The organism is Mesorhizobium sp. M1078, from assembly GCF_040318615.1.
In the GTDB taxonomy this organism is placed as follows: domain Bacteria; phylum Pseudomonadota; class Alphaproteobacteria; order Rhizobiales; family Rhizobiaceae; genus Mesorhizobium.
Map to the genome: position 1 here is coordinate 1 of NZ_JAMYMP010000023.1, position 23,786 is coordinate 23,786.

At 59.4% G+C, this 23,786-nt stretch carries 22 protein-coding genes; 9 read left to right on the top strand and 13 right to left on the bottom strand.

Going from position 1 to position 23,786, the window contains the following annotated elements; all coding sequences use genetic code 11:
- Positions 1 to 160, top strand: a 160-nt coding sequence (locus NKH38_RS24000) for a M20/M25/M40 family metallo-hydrolase (RefSeq protein WP_352904543.1), incomplete at its 5' end; no start/stop codon positions are given.
- 94 nt (positions 161 to 254) lie between these two features.
- Here NKH38_RS24000 and NKH38_RS24005 read toward each other — a convergent pair.
- The 4 genes from NKH38_RS24005 to NKH38_RS24020 all read right to left on the bottom strand — a co-directional run bounded on the left by NKH38_RS24005 (position 255) and on the right by NKH38_RS24020 (position 4,748).
- Positions 255 to 545, bottom strand: coding sequence for a hypothetical protein (locus tag NKH38_RS24005; RefSeq protein ID WP_023670626.1), 291 nt, complete (start codon positions 543 to 545; stop codon positions 255 to 257).
- Positions 546 to 585: 40 nt separating this feature from the next.
- On the bottom strand, positions 586 to 870 hold the full coding sequence (locus tag NKH38_RS24010) for an OmpA family protein (protein WP_023670627.1): 285 nt from the start codon (positions 868 to 870) through the stop codon (positions 586 to 588).
- Positions 867 to 1,361: a hypothetical protein gene (locus NKH38_RS24015; RefSeq protein ID WP_023707298.1), complete on the bottom strand. Its 495-nt coding sequence runs from the start codon at positions 1,359 to 1,361 to the stop codon at positions 867 to 869. The genes NKH38_RS24010 and NKH38_RS24015 overlap by 4 nt, the downstream gene beginning before the upstream one ends.
- An 84-nt stretch (positions 1,362 to 1,445) precedes the next feature.
- A complete protein-coding gene (locus NKH38_RS24020) occupies positions 1,446 to 4,748 on the bottom strand; it encodes a DUF6212 domain-containing protein (RefSeq protein ID WP_352765438.1) in 3,303 nt (1,100 codons plus the stop codon).
- Between the two features lie 128 nt (positions 4,749 to 4,876).
- Here NKH38_RS24020 and NKH38_RS24025 point away from each other — a divergent pair, with 128 nt between their 5' ends.
- Positions 4,877 to 5,890 (top strand): glycosyltransferase family 2 protein, encoded by a 1,014-nt coding sequence (locus NKH38_RS24025; protein WP_031214298.1) that lies wholly within the window; start codon positions 4,877 to 4,879, stop codon positions 5,888 to 5,890.
- 36 nt (positions 5,891 to 5,926) lie between these two features.
- On the opposite strand, the gene NKH38_RS24030 is transcribed toward NKH38_RS24025, so the two are convergent.
- Positions 5,927 to 6,166, bottom strand: a complete 240-nt coding sequence (locus NKH38_RS24030) for a hypothetical protein (protein WP_023670631.1) — start codon at positions 6,164 to 6,166, stop codon at positions 5,927 to 5,929.
- Positions 6,167 to 6,367: 201 nt separating this feature from the next.
- A complete protein-coding gene (locus NKH38_RS24035) occupies positions 6,368 to 8,932 on the bottom strand; it encodes a DUF6212 domain-containing protein (RefSeq protein ID WP_198029278.1) in 2,565 nt (854 codons plus the stop codon).
- A gap of 336 nt (positions 8,933 to 9,268) precedes the next feature.
- Between NKH38_RS24035 and NKH38_RS24040 the strand changes: the two genes are divergently transcribed.
- The 3 genes from NKH38_RS24040 to NKH38_RS24050 all read left to right on the top strand — a co-directional run bounded on the left by NKH38_RS24040 (position 9,269) and on the right by NKH38_RS24050 (position 13,348).
- Positions 9,269 to 9,787, top strand: coding sequence for a hypothetical protein (locus NKH38_RS24040; protein ID WP_245276013.1), 519 nt, complete (start codon positions 9,269 to 9,271; stop codon positions 9,785 to 9,787).
- A gap of 746 nt (positions 9,788 to 10,533) precedes the next feature.
- A complete protein-coding gene (locus NKH38_RS24045; RefSeq protein WP_198031448.1) occupies positions 10,534 to 12,549 on the top strand; it encodes a sulfatase-like hydrolase/transferase in 2,016 nt (671 codons plus the stop codon).
- Positions 12,550 to 12,778: 229 nt separating this feature from the next.
- Entirely contained in the window at positions 12,779 to 13,348 is a 570-nt protein-coding gene (locus NKH38_RS24050; protein ID WP_245260687.1) for a DUF995 domain-containing protein, read from the top strand.
- A gap of 64 nt (positions 13,349 to 13,412) precedes the next feature.
- Here NKH38_RS24050 and galE read toward each other — a convergent pair whose 3' ends face one another.
- Together galE and NKH38_RS24060 are read right to left on the bottom strand one after the other, a co-directional pair.
- The gene (gene galE, locus NKH38_RS24055) at positions 13,413 to 14,492 is read right to left on the bottom strand and encodes a UDP-glucose 4-epimerase GalE (protein ID WP_023670637.1); all 1,080 of its coding nucleotides are present in this window, start codon (positions 14,490 to 14,492) and stop codon (positions 13,413 to 13,415) included.
- Positions 14,492 to 15,529, bottom strand: a complete 1,038-nt coding sequence (locus tag NKH38_RS24060) for a UDP-glucuronic acid decarboxylase family protein (RefSeq protein ID WP_023670638.1) — start codon at positions 15,527 to 15,529, stop codon at positions 14,492 to 14,494. The genes galE and NKH38_RS24060 overlap by 1 nt, the downstream gene beginning before the upstream one ends.
- Before the next feature lie 1,592 nt (positions 15,530 to 17,121).
- On the opposite strand from NKH38_RS24060, the gene NKH38_RS24065 reads away from it, so the two are divergent.
- Positions 17,122 to 17,328 carry an ATP-dependent DNA ligase gene (locus NKH38_RS24065; protein ID WP_023707304.1) on the top strand — a complete coding sequence of 69 codons (207 nt, stop codon included), beginning with the start codon at positions 17,122 to 17,124 and terminating at the stop codon, positions 17,326 to 17,328.
- 103 nt (positions 17,329 to 17,431) lie between these two features.
- Here NKH38_RS24065 and NKH38_RS24070 read toward each other — a convergent pair whose 3' ends face one another.
- Positions 17,432 to 17,869, bottom strand: coding sequence for a hypothetical protein (locus NKH38_RS24070; protein ID WP_023822760.1), 438 nt, complete (start codon positions 17,867 to 17,869; stop codon positions 17,432 to 17,434).
- Between the two features lie 542 nt (positions 17,870 to 18,411).
- On the opposite strand from NKH38_RS24070, the gene NKH38_RS24075 reads away from it, so the two are divergent.
- On the top strand, positions 18,412 to 19,122 hold the full coding sequence (locus NKH38_RS24075; RefSeq protein ID WP_352580030.1) for a hypothetical protein: 711 nt from the start codon (positions 18,412 to 18,414) through the stop codon (positions 19,120 to 19,122).
- 22 nt (positions 19,123 to 19,144) lie between these two features.
- Here the strand turns inward: NKH38_RS24075 and NKH38_RS33450 are convergent, their stop codons facing one another.
- Positions 19,145 to 19,699 carry a DUF982 domain-containing protein gene (locus NKH38_RS33450; protein WP_156940630.1) on the bottom strand — a complete coding sequence of 185 codons (555 nt, stop codon included), beginning with the start codon at positions 19,697 to 19,699 and terminating at the stop codon, positions 19,145 to 19,147.
- Between the two features lie 803 nt (positions 19,700 to 20,502).
- Here NKH38_RS33450 and NKH38_RS24080 point away from each other — a divergent pair.
- Both NKH38_RS24080 and NKH38_RS24085 read left to right on the top strand, forming a co-directional pair.
- The gene (locus tag NKH38_RS24080; RefSeq protein ID WP_023669236.1) at positions 20,503 to 20,712 is read left to right on the top strand and encodes a hypothetical protein; all 210 of its coding nucleotides are present in this window, start codon (positions 20,503 to 20,505) and stop codon (positions 20,710 to 20,712) included.
- Between the two features lie 277 nt (positions 20,713 to 20,989).
- Entirely contained in the window at positions 20,990 to 21,868 is an 879-nt protein-coding gene (locus NKH38_RS24085) for a YihY/virulence factor BrkB family protein (RefSeq protein WP_352764776.1), read from the top strand.
- A 217-nt stretch (positions 21,869 to 22,085) separates the two neighbouring features.
- Here NKH38_RS24085 and NKH38_RS24090 read toward each other — a convergent pair whose 3' ends face one another.
- The 3 genes from NKH38_RS24090 to NKH38_RS24100 form a co-directional block, all read right to left on the bottom strand.
- The gene (locus NKH38_RS24090) at positions 22,086 to 22,253 is read right to left on the bottom strand and encodes a hypothetical protein (protein ID WP_352764779.1); all 168 of its coding nucleotides are present in this window, start codon (positions 22,251 to 22,253) and stop codon (positions 22,086 to 22,088) included.
- 522 nt (positions 22,254 to 22,775) lie between these two features.
- Positions 22,776 to 23,093: a YMGG-like glycine zipper-containing protein gene (locus NKH38_RS24095; protein ID WP_023669232.1), complete on the bottom strand. Its 318-nt coding sequence runs from the start codon at positions 23,091 to 23,093 to the stop codon at positions 22,776 to 22,778.
- A gap of 199 nt (positions 23,094 to 23,292) precedes the next feature.
- Positions 23,293 to 23,694, bottom strand: a complete 402-nt coding sequence (locus tag NKH38_RS24100; protein ID WP_023669231.1) for a type II toxin-antitoxin system HicB family antitoxin — start codon at positions 23,692 to 23,694, stop codon at positions 23,293 to 23,295.
- Positions 23,695 to 23,786: the final 92 nt, after the last annotated feature.

A 23,786-nucleotide genomic window follows, 5' to 3' on the forward strand; every position in this document is an offset into this window, starting at 1 on the left:
CCATGACGCGCTGTTCCTCGCCCGGGTGGCGCCTGCCGTGATGATCTTTGTGCCGTGCCGTGACGGGCTGAGCCACAACGAGGCGGAATATGTGGAGCCTGCCTACGCGGTTACCGGCGCGCGGGTTCTGCTTCAAGCGGCCACCGTCGCCGCCTCTTAGGCAGCGACGGTGGCACAGGCGTGCTGGCGTGAAGAGGCAACCTGTGGAGGTGCCCGTCCGTCATTTCGTGACGTCGGCGGGCTGCAACGGGTGGTCAAGGCCGCCGAGCTGCGGCGGATTGATCGCGGACGTATGATCGGCCCACATTCAACACCTGCCCCAGCAGAAAAGCCCACCAGATCCCTGGGCCGTCATTGACGCCGTGGTTGATAAGGCGGTGACGATCTCGTCGGCTTGTCGACATAGCGATCTGCTGGGCCGCCTCGGCCACCGGCAGGGAATCCCCACGCCCGCCATGGACCTTGCCCGTGCCGATCGCGAGTAACTGGTCGAGGTGTGCCTTCCAGCCGTCCAGCGTCAGGTGTGGTGCGCCGTAGCCCCACATCGTTGCGGGTCCGTCGCGGGTCAGCCAATCTGGCAAGCTGTTACATCAGGGACGCGGTCGCCAGACGACTGCGAACGCCGTTCGGCTTCTGGTCGCCAACGTACTCGACTTTCGTGTCTACCAGACGATCGCTGTCGATCCCGGCTGCGGTCAAGATATCCTCGACCGCCTTCAGGCGCTGCTTGGCCAGTTCCTTGTTTGTCTTTGCAGCGTCGGCGCCGGTGAGTTCCATGGCCGCGAGAGCCGTCAGTTCGACATTGCAACGTGAGTCTCGGATGCTGGCGGCGAACTTCTCGAGGTCGGCCTTGACCCGCGGTGAAATCACATAGGACTGGCTATAGAAAACAGGTCGACCTGCACAGGGCTGCGCTTCTCATATTGCCGGCAAGATATGCCTTGCTTTGGCAGCGTGTACAGTATCGCGCTCCGCGCCGTATTGGTGTCGGCGGCGCCGTCGTCAACCCAATGCGAAAGCACCAGCACCATTTCGGGCTTGACGCCTTGCGCCTTGAGAAAATCGCCGGTTGCATCGAGCCTGAGACCAGCGATGTCGTAGGCTTTGTTGTAGTTGCCTTCCTTGCTCGCCGTTGCGTAGAGCCGGTAGCCGCAATCATGCCCAGCATCCTTGACGAAAGCCGCCAGGGCCTTCGCGGATTCCTCGGATATCTTGCCTTCACCTTTTTTGAAGAGGACGCGATGTGCATTCCACTGCGTGCATTTAGACCCCACGTCGCGTTCCTGGGCGGCCGCGCCGAAAGACATTGCGCATCCGGTAATGACAATAAATGCCAGAACAAGGCCGAGTGATTTCTTCATTGTCTTGGCGCCTCCACGCGGACTTAATCTACTACCGCACTTAAAAGTCGACAAGGCGCGACGCGTCCCGACAACCCGCGCCCCTCAGTCCCACACCAGCAACAGCTTGCGCCAGAAAGCATTGGACGGCATCGGCTTCGAGCCGAATGGCAGCCGGATTGCCAGATAGATCGTCAGCCACTTGCGATCGACCTCCCGGGTCGAAACTTTCAGGTCATGCAGTTCGAACGGTCTCGAGACGCGCGTCCATCCCGAGAATGACAGCGCGCCGACAGGTGCATCGTGTTTCCACACGAGTTTTTCTTCCTGCCTGCCGAGCGCCATGGCGAACTCGAATGGGGATGCTTCATCGTGGGCGATCTCCACTGTCGCGATGACACTTCTGGCAAAGGCCGGGAAGGCCGAATTGAGGGCGGCAACAACCGGACCGTGCGTATTCGGCCGCAGGAATATACCGCCATTGTCGCCGGCGATGAGCAGCGTCGGCAGCTCGGAGGGATAATCCGTCACAAGCGCCGCACGCTTCAGGTCATCATTGGTCATTCGGCGGGTGCGTTGGCGCAGTTGGGGTGCGTTGAGGCGCGGGCGCCTGGCATCGTTCGAAACGACATGGCGGATATGGACGCTTGAAAAGCCGCCGAGGACGCGCGCCTCCGGGCGGCTGCCGCCGCATTTGACTGCCAACAACAAATCGCGTCGGCCGGTAGCCGGCGAACTGACCATCGCCCCTATCTCACGCGCTTCGTGCCGTCGGCTGACATCAGCCCAACCGCTCCCGCTGCCATCCTCAAGCAGCCGGGCGAAATTGCTGAAGGTCTGGTTTTCTGCGTCTACGATCGCGAGCTGAAACTGCGCAGAGCCCGTCAGTTCCTCGTCGAGGTAAACCCAACACGTCGCGCCTACGGTGCCCGGCGGGCAGACTCCCTTCAGCAAAGCCATGGTGACATTGCTGCCCCTGGCTTCGAGGAACAACTGGTCTGGAGACAGTTCGACATAGCTCAGCAGGTCCGGATCGGCATCCGGATACGAACCGACATGAGCTAGGCGCATGGGCTCGGCGGAAAGATACTGCTCGCTGTACAGCGAGGAATTCAACTCGGGCACCGTCTCTCCGGTCGCCGCGTTGAGTATTTCAACCACACCCACAGCAAAGTCGCTTCGTCCTGCACGGGCGAGAAGCGAAATTGCGGTATCCGCCCTGCCTTCGCGTGCCGCGATCTCGGCCAGCAACTGCATAGCGTCCGCGGTATTGGCGGGACCTGTACTCAACCTGAGATACCGCTCGTCGTTAACCCGCAGCTCCAGATTCCAGAGGTTGAGCTCCTTCTCATGATTATCGGTGTTCGAGCTGATGGCGAGTTGCACGAACATTTCTGTTTTCGCGAATCGATGCTTTCGAAAGACAGCGATGATCGGCTTGCGATTCCTCAGCCACTCGGCATTTCGGTTCATGCCCGTCGGTGCCGACCGGTACCAATAGAGCGGCTCCGGGACGGGGACGATCTCCAGGCCTGCCAGATCCGCGCGAAGGAAAAACTCCCAGTCGCTTGCGGAAAACCCCCGCTCTTCGTTGAGGTAACCTATCTTGTCGAACACCTCACGCCGGAACATCGCATTGGCATCGCCATACGGATTGTTGAGCATGGCGATGTCCGTCGGCCCGCCGACCGGGAAGTAGAGCACATAGCCGCTCCTGGTGTCCGGCGGCACGAAGGGCTCGTTGAGCCACTTGGCGAAGGTCGTGCAGATATCGGCGCCGGAATTTTGCATGCCGGCGACGAACGTACTGACGGCGTTTGGGAACAGCACGTTGTCGTCGTCCAGGAACAGGATCAGCGAACCCCTGGCGGCGCGGATACCGGTGTTGCGCGCCTTGCCGAGGAAGCCGTTCTTCTGCTGGATGATCCGCCATCCTCGCTGCTCGAACTCCGGTTCGAGTTCCGCCAACAGGTTGATTGCATCGGGATCGGTGCTGCCGTCATCGACGACAATCAATTCGATGTTGGGATAGTCCTGGCGTCGAACCGAGGCAATCGCCTGCGGCAACAGGTGCACCCGGTTGTAGTGCGCAGTGATGATCGAAACGAGCGGCCGTTGGCTCCGCCTGCGACTGGAGACCTTGCCGGGTTCGCGGGAGAATTTCGCGTGCAGCCCGCTCCAGGCTTTCTCGAGCGCTTCCCGCTTTTGCAGGGGCTTTGCCGGACGAAACGATCGGCTTTCCAGCACAGACGCTATTTTGGCCGCGATGGCGGAGGCCGACGCATCCATCAGGACGGCATCGGCCGACTTCGGATGGAGCACGTCACGAATGCTGCCGACATCTGTCGCAATGAACGGGATCTCTTCGTTAAGGCACGTCATCACTTCCAGCGGCAGCTGAGCCGCTGAGTGCGTCATCGCCACCAGAGCATGACTCTGCCGCAGGTATCTATAGATGTCAGGCTCATCTCGAATGGGCAGGAGCTTCAATTTGAACGGCCATTGCCGCGCACGCCGAACGATCATGCCACCCGAATGCTCGCCCAGGACATGACCAAACGCGCCGACTACCGTCACTGTCAGATCGGTGACGCCGCTGTCGGCCAGACGATCGAGCGCATCGCAGAACAGCGTCAGCCCATCGCGCGCCTCTGTGCCTGAAAAATGAATCACTTCGGCGGTTGGCCGATCCCGCGGCCTGTAGTGATCGACAGCGAAGTTGGAACGCCACTCCTCCGGCTCGAGGGGCGCAGCAATGTGATGGCTGGTGGGCAACTTCCATCCCGCCTTGGCCATCCAGTCGAGCAGCGACTGGCCAGCGATGACAAGATGGTCGCACGTCTCGGCCGACCTCTTTTCCATGTGCGCGACGGTCATCTGCTCCTTGCGTTCGACCGCCCGTGAATTGGCTTCCAGCTTCCACACAAGGGGCTCATGTGCGAGCACGATGATCGTAGGAGGATCGGGAAAGACACCTGTGCGCTTCGCAAGGGTGGAGAAATGCGCCAGTCCGCCTTCAAGCGCAAAATAGACGACGTCGAATGCATTCTGCTTGAGGTAGTGGTAGGCGGCCAATGAGTTCTTGTCGCAGGACTCCGTGCCGCGCAGCAACTCGGGCGAGGGCGGCAACAATTCGAGCCGCACCAGGAAATTGTCGAAGCACCATTTGCCCAGCCTGACTATTTCCTGATCATCGGGCTGGCTGCCGAGCGGGCTCGGCGCCCAAAGCAGCGTCACGGTATCGCCGGTTCCGGCCAGATGCTGCGCCAGCGCGTAGGTTACCGACCCGTGATCGCCAGTCGCCGTCGAGCCGAACTCAACCTCCGAAACGACACACACATTGCGAGGCTTATGGCTTGCCTGTCGCTTGCCCGTGGGCATGGCGCCTGCCTTGGAACCAATGCTCAATGACCCCCCCTTGTCAGGCCGCTTCGTTCGAAACAGTCTTGCCAACAGTTGGATAACACTTTGATAATCGTTTCGCGGGACTCTCAGCAGCGTACCTGCCTTTCGCGTAAACTGGTTGATGACCTCGGATGGTTGAACTTCGATCCCCAAAACATCTCGCGCGACTGGACGACCGGCGCATTGACGTGACCGATGGCGAGATCTTGTGCTTTGTCGGACTGCGCAACGAATCCCAATTGCTGCGGCAACTTCTCGACCACTACCGCGGCCTGGGCGTCGATCGGTTCTTCTTCCTGGACAATGGCTCCACGGATGGGACCCGCGAATTGATCCTGGAGCAGCCGGACAGCCACTGCTTCCACACGGAAGGATCGCATTTCGCTGAAAACATCGATCCGCCGCGATGGATCAACACGCTCATGAATGTGTTCGGCACCGGCCATTGGTGCCTTTCGATCGACGCCGACGAACTTCTCGTCTATCCCGATTTTGAGCGGGCAAATCTCCAGCAGCTTTGCAGCTACCTCGATTCGACCGGCGTCGACGCTGTCATAGGCTCCATGATCGACATGTACGCCGATGGCCCGTTGGCCGAATACAGCTATGATGGCAAGATCCCGCTTGTTGAAGCTTCACCCTACTTCGACCCGGAGCCGGGATGGCTGCGCCCGCGCGACGGTATGTACCCACCCGAGCAGATGTTCGGTGGCGTGAGGGAACGGGTCTTCTGGCACGGCCGGTTCAAGCAAACTTTTCCCCCGTGCCTGACAAAGGTGCCGATCGTGAAATGGGGGCGCGGCACGCGTTATCACGTCGCACAGCACACGATCAGCAAGGTCCGATTCAGCGAACTGCGCGTCGCATTGCTGCACTTCAAATTCGTCTGGGGATTCCGCCAGAAATCAGCGTCGTCTCTGAGTGAAAATGCGCAGCTCAAGGAAAAGACGCTTGAGGAGCGCGCTGCCTACATGGAGGCCTTGGAGCGCAATCCGAAACTCGCGCTTCGGAACCAAAGCTCCGTCTGCTATCGGGGTGACGGCGCGCAACTCGTCGAACTCGGCTGGATGACGACCTCGGAGCCCTTCGCCGGTTTCGTTTCGACCCTGACCATGCAACACCAGCGCAGCGACTACGCCACCTGATGTGCTCGAACTACTGAGGGAAAATCCGGCTGATGCTTATCCGCCGTAGCGGCCGCCACCTTCACCGTGGCCTTTGCCCTCTTCACCGCCCGCAAACTGGCCCAAACTGTTGAGAGCAAGCGCCTTGCAGGCTGTCGGAGCGTTCGGGTACCGGTGCAGATAATCCTCAAGTGCCTCGATGGTGCCGGTTTTAAGGGCCTGCTCGCAGGCAAGCTCGGCTTCCTTGACGCCAACTTCGGTCTTCGCCTGCGCCGCGTCAGAAAAAGCGACGCTCAACCCCAGCAGACTAAGTCCACCCAACAGTAGAGAATGAATCCTACGCATAACGCACCCCACCTACTCAACCCACTGAAACATTAGCGTCTGTTAACGTTTTGTCAACCATTCTTGGAAGGTTCCACCAACGTGGTTAACGCGCACGACCGATGAACGGGCCTGGCTTGCGCTCGGATCTCCCTTGCCTGGTTGGATCGACGTTTAGTCGCTGAACAGTGTCAGCGTGCGGAAGAACGCATTCGTGGGAAAACCGTTGGACGTTGCGGTGAAACGAACGGCGAGAACGATTGAAAGCAGCATCTTCCTTCGTGTGCGAAGCGTTGCCACCAAGTGATGACGCACAAATCTGTCTTCGATGCTCATCCAGCCTGAGAAGGCGATCGTTTGCTTGCCGATGTCCTGTTGCCAATCTATGGGCTGGTCGGGTCGAGCAAGGGCGAGAGCAAAATCCATCGCCGGCGCATCGGCATGAGCGATTTCGACGGATGCTTCAACCTTCCGGAAGAAGGCTGGAAAATGATGATCAAGCGATGCAGCGACCGGGCCGTCCGCATGCGGACGCAAGAACACCCCGCCGTCGTCCGGTGCGACAAGCAGCAGCGGGAGAGCCGAGACGCGGGGTGTAAGCAACCGCGCACTCCGCAGCATGTCGTAGTCGAGAATGATAGAACCGCCGCCGACATCAGGACGGTCGGCGGCATTGTGGTCTGTGGCGGGGCGCCCAAGCAAAGTGGCAGCCGTATCGGGGCGGCCGATCGACCCAGCAATGCTGGCAAGCTTCTCTATGGCCGCATCGCTGTTCGGCTCGATGCCGCAAAGCTCCAGATATTTCCGATTGCCGGGGGTATATTTCAGGTTTTCACGGGCACTTTCAATTTCAGACCGGTGCGCGTTCTGGGCAATGGCCAAATGATGCAGCAGGCGGGCGCCATCGGGCAGGCTCGACCTGAACGCCTCCAGGATGGGAAGCCGGTTGTCGTACCAGTTCGACGTCCGAAACATGCCATCCGGTTTCGAGCGATACCAGTATAGCGGCTTTGGAATCGTCCTGATCTTGAGACCGGCGAGAGAGGCTCGGGCAAAGAATTCCCAGTCGTGCATGGCGTAGCCCGGCTTTTCGATCAAGAACCCGATCCGCGAGAAGACAGACCGGCGCATAATCGCATTCGCGTCACCGTAGACGTTATGGATCAGGCCGAGCGCGTCGGGACCACCCAGAGGCAGGTACTGGATCAGCCCGTCGGCGCGATGTTCGGGCACGAAATCCTCGTAGAAGATCAGTTGGAACGCAGTGCAGATGTCGGCATCCGATGTAGCCATCGCACGCACGAAATGATCGACGGCCTCCGCAAACAGCGCGTTGTCGTCGTCGACGAACAGGATCAGCTCGCCATGCGAAGCGCGGATGCCGGCATTTCGCGCCGCACCGAGGTGCTTGTGCGGTCGGCGCAGAATCTTCCACCCGCGCTGACGGAAGGTAGGTTCCAGCGTATCCAGCAATCGCCTGACTTCATCCAGGTCGCTTCCGTCGTCGACCAGAACCAGTTCCAGGTGATCATAGGTTTGCGCTTCGATCGCAGCGATTGCCTGTTTCAGATAGAGCGGCCGGTTGCGATGGGCCATGACAATAGAGACCAAGGGTGACGACCCGGCACTTTTGTCGACGCGCCAGCGCCTAGTTGGCGTCGGCAAGTTGCGCGTATCCAGCCAGGACTGCCGACATTGGCTCAGGCTGTCGACAGGCAGTGGGCGAGGCGGGTCATCGAGCGCCGCCGAAATGGCCTGCGCCAACGTGGCGGCATCAGGATCGACCAGCCGCGGCTGCCTCGCCTGCGCACACCAGCGCTCGGCGTTCGCGTCCACATTGGTCGCAACGAAAGGCAATCCCGCCTCGATGCATGCGGCAACGGTGCCGCCCGTCGATGCGGCGCGGGCGGGGATGACGGCAATCGCGCCGGCCCGCGCGACGTAGTCGAGCTTTGCGGCGGGGCTTGCGTGCGCCAACAGGTTGACCTTGAACGGCCACCGCTCGGCGCGTCTCAGCAGCAGTCCACCGCTGTGCTCGCCCATGATCTTTCCAAATGGACCGAATGCGGTGACCGTCAGCCCTTTTGGCGCCATTGGCGCGATGATGTCGAGCGCGTCGCAAAGCAGCGTCAGGCCATCGCGGAAGCGCCATCCGGCCAAGACGGCAAGTTCTCCGCCCGTCGACGATCGCGCACCGGCTGGAGCGAGACGATCCTGCAACGGCAACATCGGCGTCACGATCGCCTTCTTCACCTTCCAACCCTTCGACAACATCCAGTGTCGCAAGGCTGCGGACACACAGATCGTCCGGTTCGCCATCTCGGCGCAGTATTTCTCCATAAATGCGACGGCAATCACCTCGGTGCTGTCGAAGAACGCCTTGTCGGCTTCATGTTCCCATTCTTCCGGAGCGTGAGCGACGACCACGATCGGCGGCGCGGCAAAAGCCGCAGTCTCGACAGCCAGCAGCGTGTAGTAAAGCAGCCCGCCCTCAAGGGGCGCGTAGACCAAATCGTGGCCGGACCGTTCGAGATAATGCAGCACAGCGGCGGACCGGCTCTCGGGTGTCGTCAGCGAAGGAAGCAGCTGATCGGACTTGTCGAGAATCACCAGCCGCACCGATGCCGCCTCCAGCTCGCGGTGGCGCGCGGCCTCCTCCGTTGGAGCATCCCTGCCTGGAACCCATAGCAGGGTGACGTCGTCCCCCTCTTCGGCAAAAAGCCTGGCCAACTCGACCATGGCGCCATCTTCGCCGCCATGGTCGATTGCATTCGTCACGACGCAGACCCGGCGAGGCTTGCCTTCCTTTGACCTCCTCTGCTCCTTGCCACCAACGGCCATCCGACTTCCTCTGATCCAAATCCGCCGATTGCGCTACGCAGCACAGTCATCTGCAATGATGCCTGCGACAGGTTTACTTTTCAGTGATCATGCTTCTGCGTCATTGGTAAACCAAATCGTCAATCAAGTTCTAAAACGACTGCATAATCGATCGACTGATTCAAATTTAGCGACACAGAATATTCAATTTTTACGCCTCCCAGCTAGTCATTGACGGAATAGCAGGAGGCGCAAATGAAAACGACAATGAAGTTTCTCGGTGCGGTCGGTTTGATCGGCGCACTGGTCTCGGCAAGCTCCGCAGGAGAATTGCTGCGTCCGCGCATCAGCCTTGGTACGGCCAACGTCAAGACCATCAGTGGCGATCGCGGCGGCTATGTGATCGACTATGCCATTCGTGCGCTAAAAATGCGTCGCAGTGGCACTTTTGTGCGGTTCAACGGTTCGTGCGACTCGGCCTGCACGCTTTATCTGTCGATGCCCAAGAGCAAGGTGTGCATTACGCAGAGCGCGTCGTTCGGCTTTCACCTGCCGTATGGCGTTTCTGCGCGCGGCAATCAGGTGGCCGCGAATTTCATGATGAAAAACTACCCTGGCTGGGTTCGCGGCTGGATCGCCAAGCGTGGGGGGCTAAAGAGCTCCATCGCGACCATGACATACGCGGATGCGAGCCGCTTTCTGCCGACGTGTCCTTCCCAACAGCAGGGCATGACCGTCGCGAGCCTGAGCCCAACGCGTCTGCGCGGCGGCTGATTGCCTGCGCAGTACTGAAACGTCATGACGGCGGGTGGTCGACGGCGCCCGCCGTTCGTCAATTCATATGGCGGGTGCCCAGTTGATGGAACAGCTCACCTGGGAACAACGCCTCGCCGATTATCGCGTGGATTAACCAGTTCTCAAGAGGCGTGGTTAACGCAAGCTCCATTTCATTGACTCTTTTTTAGCGCAAGCCGATTCTGCGGGTGGGGGTTTGAAGGCTGTCGGCCATTGTTTGGGGCCGAAGCGCAAACTGGCGGCGGGTAGTTTGTATGAGCATCGGCGGCAGTAGGGGGTCGGCGAGCCGACCTGAGAGCGGCCTTACGCAGTCGAAGGCGGGGACCGCTTCGGCGAAGAATGTGCGCTTCCGGCGCAGGAGCCTGCGGGTCATCTGCACGGGCCTGTTGTCGTGGCTGCTTTTGGGTGTCTACCGCGGCGCAATCATTGATCCGCAAACCACGGTATCAGGCCTTTTGGCGGCCGTCCCCAAGGGATTGGCATCGAGCTACTATGACCTGATTGTCGTTACGTCCCTGACTGTGACGACTTTGGTCCTGCTGTTCCTGGCAAAGGCGAGCCGTCTCGGCTCAGCAATCGTCGTCTTGCTCTTCTATGTTGCTATCGTGGTCTCTCTGGGCTGGGGATTTGCCAACATCAATCTCGTCAAAATGCTGGGCGAACCGTTCACGTTCCAGTGGCTGGTCTATGGCGACTTCCTGCAGAATGCCGATGCCAGGAACGCGATGGGCGACGCGCTCAACATCAAGGACTTCGCTACCCTTTCCGGGTCCGTCATCCTGGTGCTCATTCTTGGCTATGCCGCGGCCAGTTTGTGCCAGCGGCTGAGCGCCGCTGGCTACGGGGCCTTCCTGGGCGTGCTCGTTGTGTGTGTCGGCGCTGCCATCGCCGGTAGTGGACACCACGTACGTGCGGAAGCGCTGCCGGCGGCCGAGATCGACAATCCGATCCTGTATTTTGTTAAATCGGCCCTGCTCAATCCAACGCCGGTCGTGCTGACGATGAATGCCAGCACCAATGACCCGGATGTCGCCAGCGTCGGCGAGCGACCGCCGGAAACGTCGACCTTCAAGGCGCCGACGCCGAACCCGATCAAGAACGTGCTGATTTTCATGATGGAGTCGGTGCCATCCAAATACATCGAGACGTTTGGCGGCAAGTATCCGGTCACGCCGAATATGAAGAGGTATGCAAAGGACTCGATACGATTCGACAACATATATGCGCACGCACCGTCCACGCATTACTCGATATTTTCTCTGCTCACCTCGATGTACAACGACATTTCATATTACGGCATGACGGCAAGGTACCCCTATCTGCCGCTGGACTCGATCTCCAACACCTTGTCCAAGAACAATTTCCGCACAGGGTTTTTCTGGAGCGCGGATTCCCGATTCCAACGGGTCGATGAGTTTTTCCTCAACAAGGGACTGGATGTGATCCAGGACTACCGGGGGCAGAAATGCGGCACCCCGACCTTCAAGCTCAGCTCCGAGCAGTGGAAAAACATGGACTACAACAGTGACCTTTGCACGGCGCAGTCGATCATCGACTGGATGAACAAGGACGAGGCAAAACCTTTCTTCGGCATCATGTTCACGGCGATGACCCATTATCCCTACATCACCGACAGCCCGATGTTTTCGAAGATGGCGCCTTCCTCCGATGGCAACACGCTGGTCCACTACTCGGACGACCAGAAATTCAATGCCTATCTCAACGCCCTGAAGGTCGGCGATACGGCCCTTGGCGAGATCCTTGAATCGCTCAAGCAGTCTGGCAAGCTCGATTCGACGCTGGTGGTCATATTGGGCGATCACGGCGAAGCGTTCGGGGAGCATGGCGACTACATTCATGCCAGCGCGATTTACGAGGAAAACATCCACATCCCGCTCATCATGATCAACAAGCATCTCTTTCATGATGAAGTTGCTCACCCGGTCGGCGGAATCGTCGATATCGCCCCGACGATCTTCGACATACTCGGACTTGCGCTGCCCAAGCAGTGGCAGGGGCGCACTTTGTTCAGCGAGCAACGGCCAAACAAGACCTTCTTCTTCAATCCCTGGGCCGGTTTCCTGTTCGGCTATCGCGAAAACGATCGAAAGGTCATCTTCAACGCGACCACCGGCAAGGTGGAGGAATACGACCTCAAGGCCGATTCCGATGAGCGAACCAACCTCTTCACTGATACCGGGGATCGAAACGCGCTGCTGCAGCCCATCGCCGGATGGGTGCAATCGCAGAGAGAGCGCGTGGCCGACCTGGTGGCCGCCGCGGCGAAAGAGACAGGACGTTGCGCCATCACCAGTCTGGAGGTCGACGCTGCCGGCATTAATCTCCGGGGCGCGCCTCGGTTCGATGTCGTGGTCGACGGAAAGACCACAGCCGAGATCGACGTCCCGGGCAAGGAAAGCGTCGCATCGACGCCGGAAGCCGCCATGGCGGAGCTGATGCAGGCGTCAACCCTGGCCAAGCCGTTCCACATCGATCTCAGCAGCGTGCCTAACCCGAAGACGATCGAGCTTCGCTACACCAACGACCTGTGGGGCGGAGACGGCAAGGCAGGTGATCGCAATCTGTTCATCAAGAGCGTCAAGGTGAACGGTCAGTTGGTGCCAAACACCAGACTGCGTGTCGACGAGCAATCGCACGGCTACACCGACGACAACGGGACCGCCATGTACAGCAACGGCTCGCTATGGGTTAGCGGCCCGTTCGTCGAGGGATGTGTATAGCGTGCCGCGTGGCAGACCGTCGTCCTCGATTTGCAGCCCGTGCGCGCCGCGGCAGACACTGACCGTCCTACCGGTTGACATCTTCGAGGGGTACTCACTAGCATGCGAAACACTGACGGTTGCAGCGTGGAGCCACTTGTCAGCGCAGGACGGACCGGGCCCGTTCTTGCGGTATGCTCGGCTGGTCGACGCCCGCTTGGGAAGCGAACATTGAATGCGACCGCTCAGCATGACGAACAGGACCGGATTGCCATTTGAGTCAGCGAGCCGGGCGAGGCGACATCGACTTGCCATCTCGTTTGCGCCCGTCCTGGCCATTTGGTGCCAGATGGCGCTTTGCGGAGCCGCGCACGCAGCTGGTCCCAAAGACAGCGGCCCTGCAGATGCCGTTGCCGTTCCCACGGCTTTCCAACTTCAGCTTGTTTATGCTGACCGCACGTGGATATGGGATAACGGAGCGGCCTATTTCGGACAGAAGGATCGACCGGTCCGGGCCTGGACCTCCGAGCAAGACACGGCTTCTGTCGGCGAAGGCAGATGGCATCTGAGCAACGATGGCAAGATGTGCATGGATCTCGTCTGGCGGTCCAAGACCTACGCCGCAGCGCCGATCCGCACGTGTTTCAGCCACCGCTTCCGGAGTGGGACCCTCGAACAGCGCAAGGATCCGGACGGTGTCTGGTACAGTTTCCGGCACTCTCCGGGAGACCCTTCCGACGAGCAACGAAAGTTCGAGGAAGGCGATACAAAGGGCGCGCAGTTCGACAAGATCCGTACCTCGATCGATTCCAAAAGTTGAGGCTCGCCGAGAAGCTCACCCACCTCAATGAGCCCACGTCCCCGACAACGACAAACAGGGACGACTACAAGCTTTGCGAGCTGGTGATGTCCTCCGATGCATTTGGTATTCCTGGCGAAGTTGACCGGCGGCGCCTCGCTGTCGGCATCGGAATTGTGAACGCGGTGGCCTCCAGCCCGAAGAACGGGGCGGCTGTCCTGACGATGGTATCGATGTCGGAAAGTTCCGGCACGAAGCCCAGGTGTTCGCGCGCTTTGATCGGGTCCGCATAGAGCTCCGCCGGGTCTCCCGGGCGCCCGGGCCGGAAGACAACCGGAACCGATTTGGACGTCATCCGGGTGACCGCCTGGAGAATCTCCTTGATCGAAACCCCGCGCCCGGTGCCGAGATTGACCGACAGGTTTTCGCCACCCGCCTCCAGATGCATGAGAGCCCTCAGATGCGCGCGGGCCAGATCGCTGACATGGATGTAATCGCGCACGCAGGTGCCATCCGACGTGTCGTAGTCTGTGCCGAAAACCTCGATCTCGTCGATTGTGCCTGATGCGGCCATGAGCACGCGCGGGATCAGGTGCGTTTCAGGCGAGTGCCACTCACCGAGCTCGCCGTCGGGATCGGCGCCGCAGGCGTTGAAATAACGCAGGATCGCATATTTCATTCCGTAGGCGCTGGCATAGTCGCTGATGATCTGCTCGCCCATCAGCTTGGTTCGCCCATAGGGGCTGATTGGATTTTGCGCCAAGGTCTCTCGAATGGGCAGTGTTTCGGGAACGCCGTATGTCGCGCAGCTGCTTGAAAAGATAATGTTTTCGATAGAACTCGAGCGTGCCGCGTCAAGCACCGCGATGGTACCCGACACATTGGTCGAATAGTACTCTGCGGGCTCGTGAACAGACTCGCCCACATAGGCCAGCGCAGCAAAGTGGATGATCGCTTGCGGCTGGTAGGTGCTGATCGCCTGCTGTAGCGCCTCCCGGTCCCGGATATCGCCGACAACAAGCGGCCCCCAGGCAACGGATCTCTCGTTGCCACGGCTCAGATTGTCAAAAACGACGGGCAGGTAGCCGGCAGCTGACAACAGCTTGCAGGTGTGGCTGCCGATGTAACCGGCCCCACCCGTCACCAGGATTGCCGGGCGGCTCATTACATCGCAGCTTCTTTGACGCGCCGGTTCGGGTAGAGAAGGGCGTCAAAATACGCCGTGGTATGCGCGAGCCCCTGGCTCAGGCTGATCTTTGGCTCCCAGCCAAGATTTTCCCGGGCAAATGAGATGTCCGGCCGACGCTGCTTGGGATCGTCGACCGGCAGCGGCCGATGCACGATCTTCGAACGTGAGTTGGTGTATTCGAGCACCTGTGTCGCCAGTTCCAGAATGGTGAATTCGGCAGGGTTGCCGAGATTGACCGGGTGCTGCGGTGCGCTCGGTGCGTTCATCAACTGGATAAAACCTTCGATGAGGTCGTCCGCGTAGCAGAATGAACGGGTCTGCCGGCCGCTGCCGTAGACGGTCAGGTCGTCACCGTGCAATGCCTGGACGATGAAGTTCGAGACGACGCGGCCATCGTCTGGTTGCATGCGGCGGCCATAGGTGTTGAAGATCCGTGCGACGCGGACATCGAGGCTATACGTTCTCGAATAGTCGAAGAACAGCGTCTCGGCCGAACGCTTGCCCTCATCATAGCAGGATCGCGGACCGTGCGGGTTGACGTTGCCGAAGTAGCCTTCCGGCTGCGGATGTACCAGGGGGTCGCCGTAGACTTCGGACGTCGAAGCCTGAAATATCTTCGCATTGTTCCGCCGCGCGAGTTCGAGCAGGTTCAGCGAACCAAGCACGCTTGTCTTGAACGTATGGATCGGATTCGCCTGGTAATGCGGCGGGGACGCCGGACAGGCGAGATTGTAGATTTCATCGACCTGGAGATCCACGGGCAGAGGGTCGACAATGTCGTGCTCGATGCACGTAAATCGCGGATCGCGCACGAGGGGATTGAGATTGTATCTTTTGCCGGTGTGGAAATTGTCCAGCGCGAGAACGTCGTATCCATCCCGCAAAAGACGCTCGCACAGATGCGAACCCAGAAATCCTGCCCCACCGGCAACCAGCGCGCGACCCTGATTGGAATTCGCGCCCCTTCGGCTGTTCCCGGCCCCGAGTTTCAGAACATTGACAGTTCTACCCATACTCCACCCCTTCGCCCTTACGCTCTGCGCACACTACTGCCGGCCATAGCGTTGCCGGGCGACGTTCCTGAGAACGTCACAAACCTTCCGCTCCCGCGGAATCGTCCACTCCTGATGTCTGTCGATTGCTTTTTGAGTTGCTGGGCGGTGCTACTCGGCTATTAGCTGCCGTTCAGCATCCGATACGCCCCGAAACCGCGGTCACGCGCCTGATGCCACCATCGCCCATTGCTCGCCCAAATTGCACATCCCAACGTTTCGAAAATATACCTGTGCAAAACATAGTCAACTAAATTAGCGAATCGTTAACCGTGTTCATTCGGGAGTGGTTAATCGCGGGGCGGCAGCGCAGCCACATAAATCTGAGGGTTGGGCTATAAACTTGAAAGTACCACAGTAATATAAAGACCATTTTTCTGATCTTTCGAGGGGCGATCGCCGGAAAGTTGATCATCAAGACACTCTCACCTCTGCAAAAAATAGGCAGATGTAAGACTAATACTTACGTTAGCAAACTTTATATTGAGAGAGGTGTAGCATTTGAAAATATCGAAAATATTCGTAGATGCGACCTTGTCAATAAAATCTTACAAGCCAATGCGGTTGGTTCCCGAAGCGTGCCGAAATCCCCGCCAGTTCAGCCCTCAACTGCCCGACGAGATCTTGCGCGACGAGCGGGGGTGATCGCGACCGATAGCCCCGGACGCCTACCTCTTTCACCGTCGGCCCGGGATTGACGCACACAACCGCTCTCCGCAGTCGTAGCCTTCGTTGGCAGATGCAGCATACCCCAATAACCCGGTCCATTCTGAAGCGATCCGCGTATGGTTTGCGGATGTCGGAAGCAGAGATCCAGTCGAAGCCGCGCGAAAACGGTCGTCGTCCCTTCTGTCGAACGGCTGTCTCAGGATGACTGTGGCCGGCAGCGAGCGTGGAGATGCCAGGATATGTGCTCTGCCGAGCTTACCGCGGCTGATCCCTATTGATCGCGGCAGCTTGCGGCCCCAAAAGCTGCCTGGCGGGAATGCGCCTCATATCGGCCGATAGGGCGTTCCTATCCGTGCCGATAAGCGGACGTCGATAAACAACCCGCCATGAACGGCTTTCGTCATCAGGGGTCGCCCGAGGCGTTTGTAGCGTTCGGATCGGGCGGGCGGGTTGATATGAGACCCGGCGTCTTGGCGATTTAGAATGGAATCGGCCGCTATGAGCGCCGCAACCGTCTCCCTGTCCTGTTGCCGGCGCTCGCGGGAGTGTAACCCTGTGCCGGGTGTCCTTGCCCGGCGCAGGGTAGGTTTCCACGCCCGCTCAACTGCTTGACGCCGGATTGTTTCAGAGGCCGGCTGGAAACGTGCCGTGCCCACTTTCGATCGTTGCCAATTGACCACTAAGGACTGCACCATTCTTAAGGTCGTGCAGGAGCGCCACCACGCCCGCAGTGACACATTCTCGGATTTACTTGACCGGAAGATTACGAGCGCGATTGTGATGTTTTCGGGAAGACATCCCCGAACGTGGTGACCCTCAGCACCCGCGTCGCCTCTCGGGTAAATGACGGCCCTGCTGAAACCCGTATCGTGGCACATGACGAGATGCGCGGTCTTGTTGGCATGCTTTTCTCGAAGCGCCGCGACAGCAAATACCGCAGCGGCCGGTCGACCGCCTGGGTGAAGATCAAGAGCTATATGGTTGAAGAATACGATTTGCTCGGCGTCGAGCGTGAAGCTGGCAGGCCGGCTTTCGCTCTGATGGCTGAGCGCCGCACCGGCGTTATGTCGGAAGCGCATTCGTCACCTTGAACCGGGAAATGCGCGAGAGGCTATGGAAACGCGTCCAGGAGCACTCAGGCGGCGCCCAAGGGCATCATGAAGCGGCCGGCGACGCAATGGGTAAAGCCGGGCCTCATTGGACGCGTGAAGCACCTGCGCGGCGAGGATGGCCTGCGTCATGCCTCACTGCAGGATTTCCGCGAGGAAGATTGAACGCTATATCGGAGCCATGCCAGCAGCAGATCGCCCTACCGTCCGCTTCGCCTATCAACGCGGCTTTCAGGTCCTCGACGGAAGCGCGATCCTCCAGACGTTCGAGAAACAGGACGAGGCGTTCAAGTTCGTGCTCGGCCGAGGTGCTCGCGTTTGGCTGGCATGGTCGCGGACCATCATAGGAGGGCAGACGGCGCCCTTCGATTTCGCCGCAGCGTTCCAGCAGGAAAAGGTCGGCCGCATCATGAAGACGATGCACGGCCCAGCCGCAGGCACTTGGTTCTGGACCTGCCATGACGGCGGCGCGCACGGAACAGTCGAAACGAAAGATGAGGCTGTTGTTGGAGTCGAGCGGCATTCACGCGGCGCATCGCCGGGGCGCAGATCTACGCTAACCGGCCAGCGCGATCCAAAGCCAAAGCCTAGGCCGCTGGTGAGGCCTAGGAACAGCTTGCCGGCCCCAGCATGGTCCCAATTTGGGACGAATATGTTTGGCACCCATATTGCATCCACATCTTTCGCCGGCTGATCCCCGGTCCTGATCGCGTACTCTGATCAGGTGTAGGCTCGCCGGGCTCGAGGTAGTTGGGGTCTTCGCCCGGCGAGTTGTCTAGCAATGTTCAGTCATGTGATGCCATACTCCGAAATGGCGCAGGCACTCCGCAGGTTGTGCATCGCCCGACCAAGGTCCGATCGGTATAGGACTTCAGTCGCGAAGAGGGCCGATACGCTGTACGATTCCGAATAGTTGTTACATTTCACACTGTTACAAAGAGCCTCGCGGTCGTTAGTCGCCCATTGCAATGAGCATTTATCTAAAGTTCATTCATTCGAATTAGGAAACACTTATAAGCCGCTCTATAACGAATCGGCGAGGTGGCTATTCGCCGAGGAGGTACCATGACGTCCCGAAAAACGCTGTTGGCAGCGCTTGCCGCGCTTGCGCTAGTGACCGCTCCTGCTTTCGCTGGCGCGGGTGGAAACGGTGGTGGTCACGGCAATGGTGGTGGTCACGGCAATGGTGGTGGTCACGGCAATGGTGGTGGTCACGGCAATGGCGGCAAGTCCGGCAACAGCGCTTCGCACGGCAAGTCGGCATCGGCTCACGCCGGAAAGAAGACCTCGGGCGACGACCAGGTCGCCGTCGACGACATTGAGGTCGCCGCGACGCCTAAGGACAAGAACATTCACGCCAAGCTTGGCCGGCTGAACTCGCTGCAGCGCAACATCAACGCCTATATGAACTCCAAGAGCAAAAAATTCGCCGGCATTCAGGCTTATGTGACAGGGTCGGCGGCCGCCAAGGGCGCCCAAGCCGCGGTAGATGCCGCCCAAGCCGAAGTCGACGCGTTGAACGCCAAATTGAACGACCCGAATACTCCGGCCGACCAAGTCCCGACCCAGGAGCAGATTGACGCAGCGCAGGCGGCGCTCGATGCCGCCAATATAGCGGCTACCGATGCTGCTGCCGCCGTCCCATCGCTGGATGACGCGCTCGCCGATATGGCCAACAAGCCGGTAGACGCCGAGGTCACCGAATGGGCCAACGGCGTGCTTGCCGAGAAGATCGACGAGATGGCTGCCAAACAGGCTCCTGAGCCAACACCGTAAGCCGAACGTTCAAGCCGCCGGGTCACACCCCCCCGGCGGCTTTTGGTGGCTCTACGGAACCCCTCAGGGAAAGCGTTACGCAGCGATGAGCCAAGCTCCGTTCACCGGCTTTTTTGTACATAAGCGGAACCTGAAATTTGGGGGCTTGTTGATAGAACGGCAGCGAGTGGGTGTTCGCTGCTGGTCGAGGTCCCGCAAGACTCGGCCGGGCTCGCATCACACCTGCCCCGGTACGGTGCGAGCCCATCGTCGCGCGACCAAGCGAGATCCCATGTGTCGGTCCATATTTGATACTAGGGGACGGCGGTTCATCATCACGATGGTTTATGGCACGTTGTCCGCCATGCCGAGCGCCAGACTCGGTCTTGGCCGTCTGCAGCAAGCGCTGGTCGATAGCGGCGGCCTTGAACGCCGCAAATGCTACGGCCGGACTGCAGCTTCCATCCTTGGCCTCCGCAATTAATCGGCACGCATTTCTATAGGCCGCCGCTTCCTTATTTGGCCACTGCGGGTTGGGACCCAGCCGTAGGGGAATGGCTTCCAAAAATTGTATGGAACCGTGGCGACGACCACACATTTCTACCTAAGCGATCGATTCCTCGGATGTAGCCGTGACGACGGAAACATGCGCCACCTGGAAGAGAGGCTAAGTCGCATGAAAGACCAGTGGAATCCGACCACCAGTTCATCGAAGGCGCCCGCCGTAGCCAGCGCTGGGCGGAGAGAGAACTGGAATCCCTACAATCGACCATCCAAGAGACGCGCCGCATCCTAGAGGCCTCACGGAAGCTCTTGGAAAAGATTGCCGAGCGCGAACACCCTACCCAGCCGTAGGAATGGCCGGTGCAGTTGGGCAGCTTGTGGGGGCTTAACCGCACCGGCCACTGCGGGAAGATATGAGGCCCCCCGCGCTGCTTAAGATATAGGCATATTAGCAACCGAGCAAATTATCTCGCATTGCCATCTTGAAGGCTCAACCGCGAAGCCAACTTAGTTCGAGAGAATGGGCGGATTGGTGAACGCGATGTCGCACCCCGGTAGCAGTGAGCATCTTTGGGCTTTGGACCTTGCCGACCTGCGCAAGCAGTTTGGAAAGTTCGTTCAAGAGCGCGGAACAGCGCCTCTTGAGTGGGACGAGCACACCAAGCTGTTCCATGAAGAACGAAGGGAGCGCTGCCAGGAAACGGACCCTACCGGGCAGTAGGGGAATCACTCAGACCGTCAACGACGAGATGGAAGCCGAGGTCGACGAAGCCGCCGTCGAGCGCCCCCACGAATAGCCATTTTGCCGTACGAATCCGTACGGTCGTTTTGATTGAAGAAAGGGTCTCGGCGGGCCTATAAAGATGGTGTTTACCATTGCCTTTTTGGGAGGATGCGATGGTTGCAACGCCCATAGATATCGCTCAAGCGGCCACTGCGAATACGGCCACCTTGCTGAAGTGGCAGAAGTCCATGGAGGAACGCGCCACATTTCGCCAGAACATGGATCAATCGCGCAGGGCGATTCAAGTTTCACGCGAACTGCTGGAGCGCCTTCGTCAACGTCATCGCGACGACAATAGCGTCGCGGATGCGCAAAAGGATTAGCCGCCAGGGCAGACGGTGAGACAGGTCCGGGAACCTTATTGCCGCAAACCGGTTCGGGCTGCTCGCCTACGCTCAGATCGAGGTCCCCGGCTAGAAGGCCGCTCGCTTCGTAGCCCAGCGATTTGACCGGAAAAAGAGTGCTGGTGCTCGAGAGCATCAACCGCGGCGCATAACCACTGACGTTGCCTGCTCCCCCTGAGGGCGTTAGTAGCCCGCAACCGGAACATCACATGTGCTGGTGCATTGCTAGTGAACGCCAATTCGACTGGGGCGCAAAATGCATCGCGCGATCACAAATGCATGGGCAATGGTGCGAGAAGCCATCGTTGGGTTCGTCAACGACAATGCTCTCAGCCATGGCGCGGCAATCGCTTTTTATGCCACAACATCGTTGGCGCCAATTCTGCTCATCGTGGTTGCAATTGCGGGTCTCGCATTCGGTCACGAGGCAGCCCAAGCGGCATTGTCCGCCCAAATCACAGGGATGATGGGTACAGAAAGCGCAAATATCCTGCAAACCGCATTGAAGAGCGCATCCGAAAAGCCATCCGGCGGCACCTGGGCGGCGGTGATTGGCATCATCACCTTGCTTGTGAGCGCTTCCGGGGTCTTCGGCGAAATACAGCAGTCTTTGAACATGATATGGAAGGTCGAAGCGCAGGGCAGTTCGTTGTCGCGCCTGGTGCGCGCACGTGCGGTAAGTCTGGGACTGGTCACCGCACTTGGCTTCATGTTGCTCGTCTCTCTAGTCGCGAGCGCGGCGATTTCGGCCCTAGGCAACCTCATCAACGCACAGTTGCCGTTCGGGACACTTGTACTGGCCGTTATCAACGCGATCGTTTCTTTTGTCCTCCTCGCAGCTATTTTCGCCGCTATCTTCAAGATCTTGCCTGATCGAACCCTGGAATGGCGGGATGTCTGGATTGGCGCTGTTGTAACCGCTGCCCTGTTCACGCTCGGGAAATCGCTTATCGGTTGGTATATAGGCTCCAGCGCGGTCGCGGCCTCATATGGGGCCGCCGGTGGGCTGCTCGTCATCCTGCTGTGGGCTTACTACTCGGCGGAAATTTTTCTTTTCGGTGCGGAAATCACTCGCGCCTATTCCATTCGACACGGCAGCAGGTCCGATCTGGACGCTGTGCTTCACAGTGCTTGACTTGCAACATACGCCACTAACGATGAAATCGACTAGGCGCGCGGCGCGCCGGCTGGCCGCCTTCGCGACGCCACCCGCATCATCACCCGTCGGCGCCGACCGCATCACCGAGCAGGGCACGCGAGCTGGATACGGTCGACGCCATATGATGAGTGCACGGGTCGCTGGTGGGTCAAACCATCGCGGTCACAGTTTGAGTTGGTTGGGAAGACGCGGTTCAGCGGCGACGCGGACGGCGCTTGCGTATCGGCTTTGATCTCGCGCGCCTGCCGTCCGGCGCCTTCTTGGCGGCAGCGGAGCGGTACAGGTTCATGAGGTCAATCACGAGCCGAATAATGGCAATTGCAGTTGCAGCATCGAGCCAGCCCGCAATGCTGTTGAGCATCGGGATTGTTCTCCAAGCTTACGACGTGAAAGCGGTCGAAGGACCTTGGCGGCATCGCCTAGGCAGGGACTGTCACCCATTGGTTGTGGCACTCAGTTGCCAGCTACCATGACATGAAAAAGGCCTCGGAAGGAGGCCTTTGGATGGTGTGAGCGAGAATCTCCACCAAACAAATTATCCCACGTTTTGTGCATGCAGCGCAAGCCGTTCGGCTTGGCCAAGGCGCGCTTGGCGCCTTGATGCTTGGCACCGTGACCGTCACCCCTGCTCTTCAGCCGCAGCCGATAGTCGCTGTCGGCAATTTCAGCTGCGGCAATGCGATGTCATTGTTGGCGCCAAGAAATCAGCTCTTCACGTTGCTTCCGCGAAATGGGATCCTTGCAAGCACCAAGCGCAAGCTCATCAGGCAGAGGGTGTAATGGACTTAGCGGGCGTTCTCATATTGTGAAACGCCGAACGGATCCCGGGTCCCTGGAAGGGCGGCAGCAAACGTCAGAGAGCCGCACTTCCAGGGAGGCTGGATCAATAGTCGTTGTTGTAATAGCGATCATCGCAAGGCGCCGTGTAGATCCGGCCGCGGCGGTCCTGGTAACGGCAAAGCTCTTCGCCGCGGCGCTGCGGCGTGGTCGACTGGCCGATGACGGCGCCGAGCAAGGCGCCGCCGGCGGCACCCACGACCGTGCTTTCGGTGTTGCCGCCCAGTGCCTGGCCGGCGAGGGCGCCGACACCGCCGCCAATGAGTGCGCCTGTGGTTGCCCTCTGCTGCTGTTCGGTTTGAGTCGCGCAGCCTGCAAGTGCTGCAGTCATGAGCACGGCGGCAATGGTTTGTCTGATGATCATCTTGGAACTCCTTTGGAGCCCCAAACGCGGATCGGGGCGAATGGTTGCCAGTTGCTGGCGCATTGCGGCCAAACGGCGGCACGCCCGCTCACGAAATGAGACGTGGTTTCTCGGGCCTTGAAGACAATGGTTGCCAAAGCGGAAACGGCCTGCGCGAACAGGTCAATAGCGCATCGGTTTGAATCCGCTTGAGGAGCAGCTACGCTGCCTCGTTGCGCATCGCCTTTTGCGCGGCGGCGATCAGGAATCCAGATCGGCTGCAGCCATGCCGTTCCGCATATTGATCGATGTGGTTGAGGACATCTTCCGGGATGGTGACGTTGACGCGCACGACCTTCTTCGCCTCGGCTTTCAGGGCAACCAGGACGGCGGCCCGGTTGAGATTGTCATTGTTCGACACGACATCTTCCAGGGACGATGGCTCGGGAATGGCTTCGCCATCCTCGACAAGGCCTTCGAGATGGAAGGCCAGGGCCTCTTCGGCCATGGCGCGGGCGTCGTCCAGGCTGGTGCCGGCGGTGACCACGCCCGGAAAATCGGGAAAGGATACGCCGAAGTCGCTGTCCGCTTGCTTGTGGATCAGTCCGATATAGTGACGCACGGGTCGGTTCCCCAAGGAGCGGCTTCGAGGCTCGATCAGACTATCGAGCCATTCGACACAAACTGTCGAGGTATTCCTAATGGGACCGTAGG

Coding starts and splice junctions, on each gene's coding strand:
- NKH38_RS24035 (WP_198029278.1), bottom strand. CDS start 8,932: ATGGTCGAGTTGGCCAGGCTTTTTGCCGAAGAGGGGGACGACGTCACC.
- NKH38_RS24075 (WP_352580030.1), top strand. CDS start 18,412: ATGACGTCCCGAAAAACGCTGTTGGCAGCGCTTGCCGCGCTTGCGCTA.
- galE (WP_023670637.1), bottom strand. CDS start 14,492: ATGAGCCGCCCGGCAATCCTGGTGACGGGTGGGGCCGGTTACATCGGC.
- NKH38_RS24015 (WP_023707298.1), bottom strand. CDS start 1,361: ATGAAGAAATCACTCGGCCTTGTTCTGGCATTTATTGTCATTACCGGA.
- NKH38_RS24060 (WP_023670638.1), bottom strand. CDS start 15,529: ATGGGTAGAACTGTCAATGTTCTGAAACTCGGGGCCGGGAACAGCCGA.
- NKH38_RS24080 (WP_023669236.1), top strand. CDS start 20,503: ATGGTTGCAACGCCCATAGATATCGCTCAAGCGGCCACTGCGAATACG.
- NKH38_RS24050 (WP_245260687.1), top strand. CDS start 12,779: ATGACGAACAGGACCGGATTGCCATTTGAGTCAGCGAGCCGGGCGAGG.
- NKH38_RS24025 (WP_031214298.1), top strand. CDS start 4,877: ATGGTTGAACTTCGATCCCCAAAACATCTCGCGCGACTGGACGACCGG.
- NKH38_RS24070 (WP_023822760.1), bottom strand. CDS start 17,869: ATGCCGCTCGACTCCAACAACAGCCTCATCTTTCGTTTCGACTGTTCC.
- NKH38_RS24090 (WP_352764779.1), bottom strand. CDS start 22,253: ATGCTCAACAGCATTGCGGGCTGGCTCGATGCTGCAACTGCAATTGCC.
- NKH38_RS24065 (WP_023707304.1), top strand. CDS start 17,122: ATGCGCGGTCTTGTTGGCATGCTTTTCTCGAAGCGCCGCGACAGCAAA.
- NKH38_RS24005 (WP_023670626.1), bottom strand. CDS start 545: ATGTGGGGCTACGGCGCACCACACCTGACGCTGGACGGCTGGAAGGCA.
- NKH38_RS24045 (WP_198031448.1), top strand. CDS start 10,534: ATGGGCGACGCGCTCAACATCAAGGACTTCGCTACCCTTTCCGGGTCC.
- NKH38_RS24040 (WP_245276013.1), top strand. CDS start 9,269: ATGAAAACGACAATGAAGTTTCTCGGTGCGGTCGGTTTGATCGGCGCA.
- NKH38_RS33450 (WP_156940630.1), bottom strand. CDS start 19,699: ATGTGTGGTCGTCGCCACGGTTCCATACAATTTTTGGAAGCCATTCCC.
- NKH38_RS24085 (WP_352764776.1), top strand. CDS start 20,990: ATGCATCGCGCGATCACAAATGCATGGGCAATGGTGCGAGAAGCCATC.
- NKH38_RS24095 (WP_023669232.1), bottom strand. CDS start 23,093: ATGATCATCAGACAAACCATTGCCGCCGTGCTCATGACTGCAGCACTT.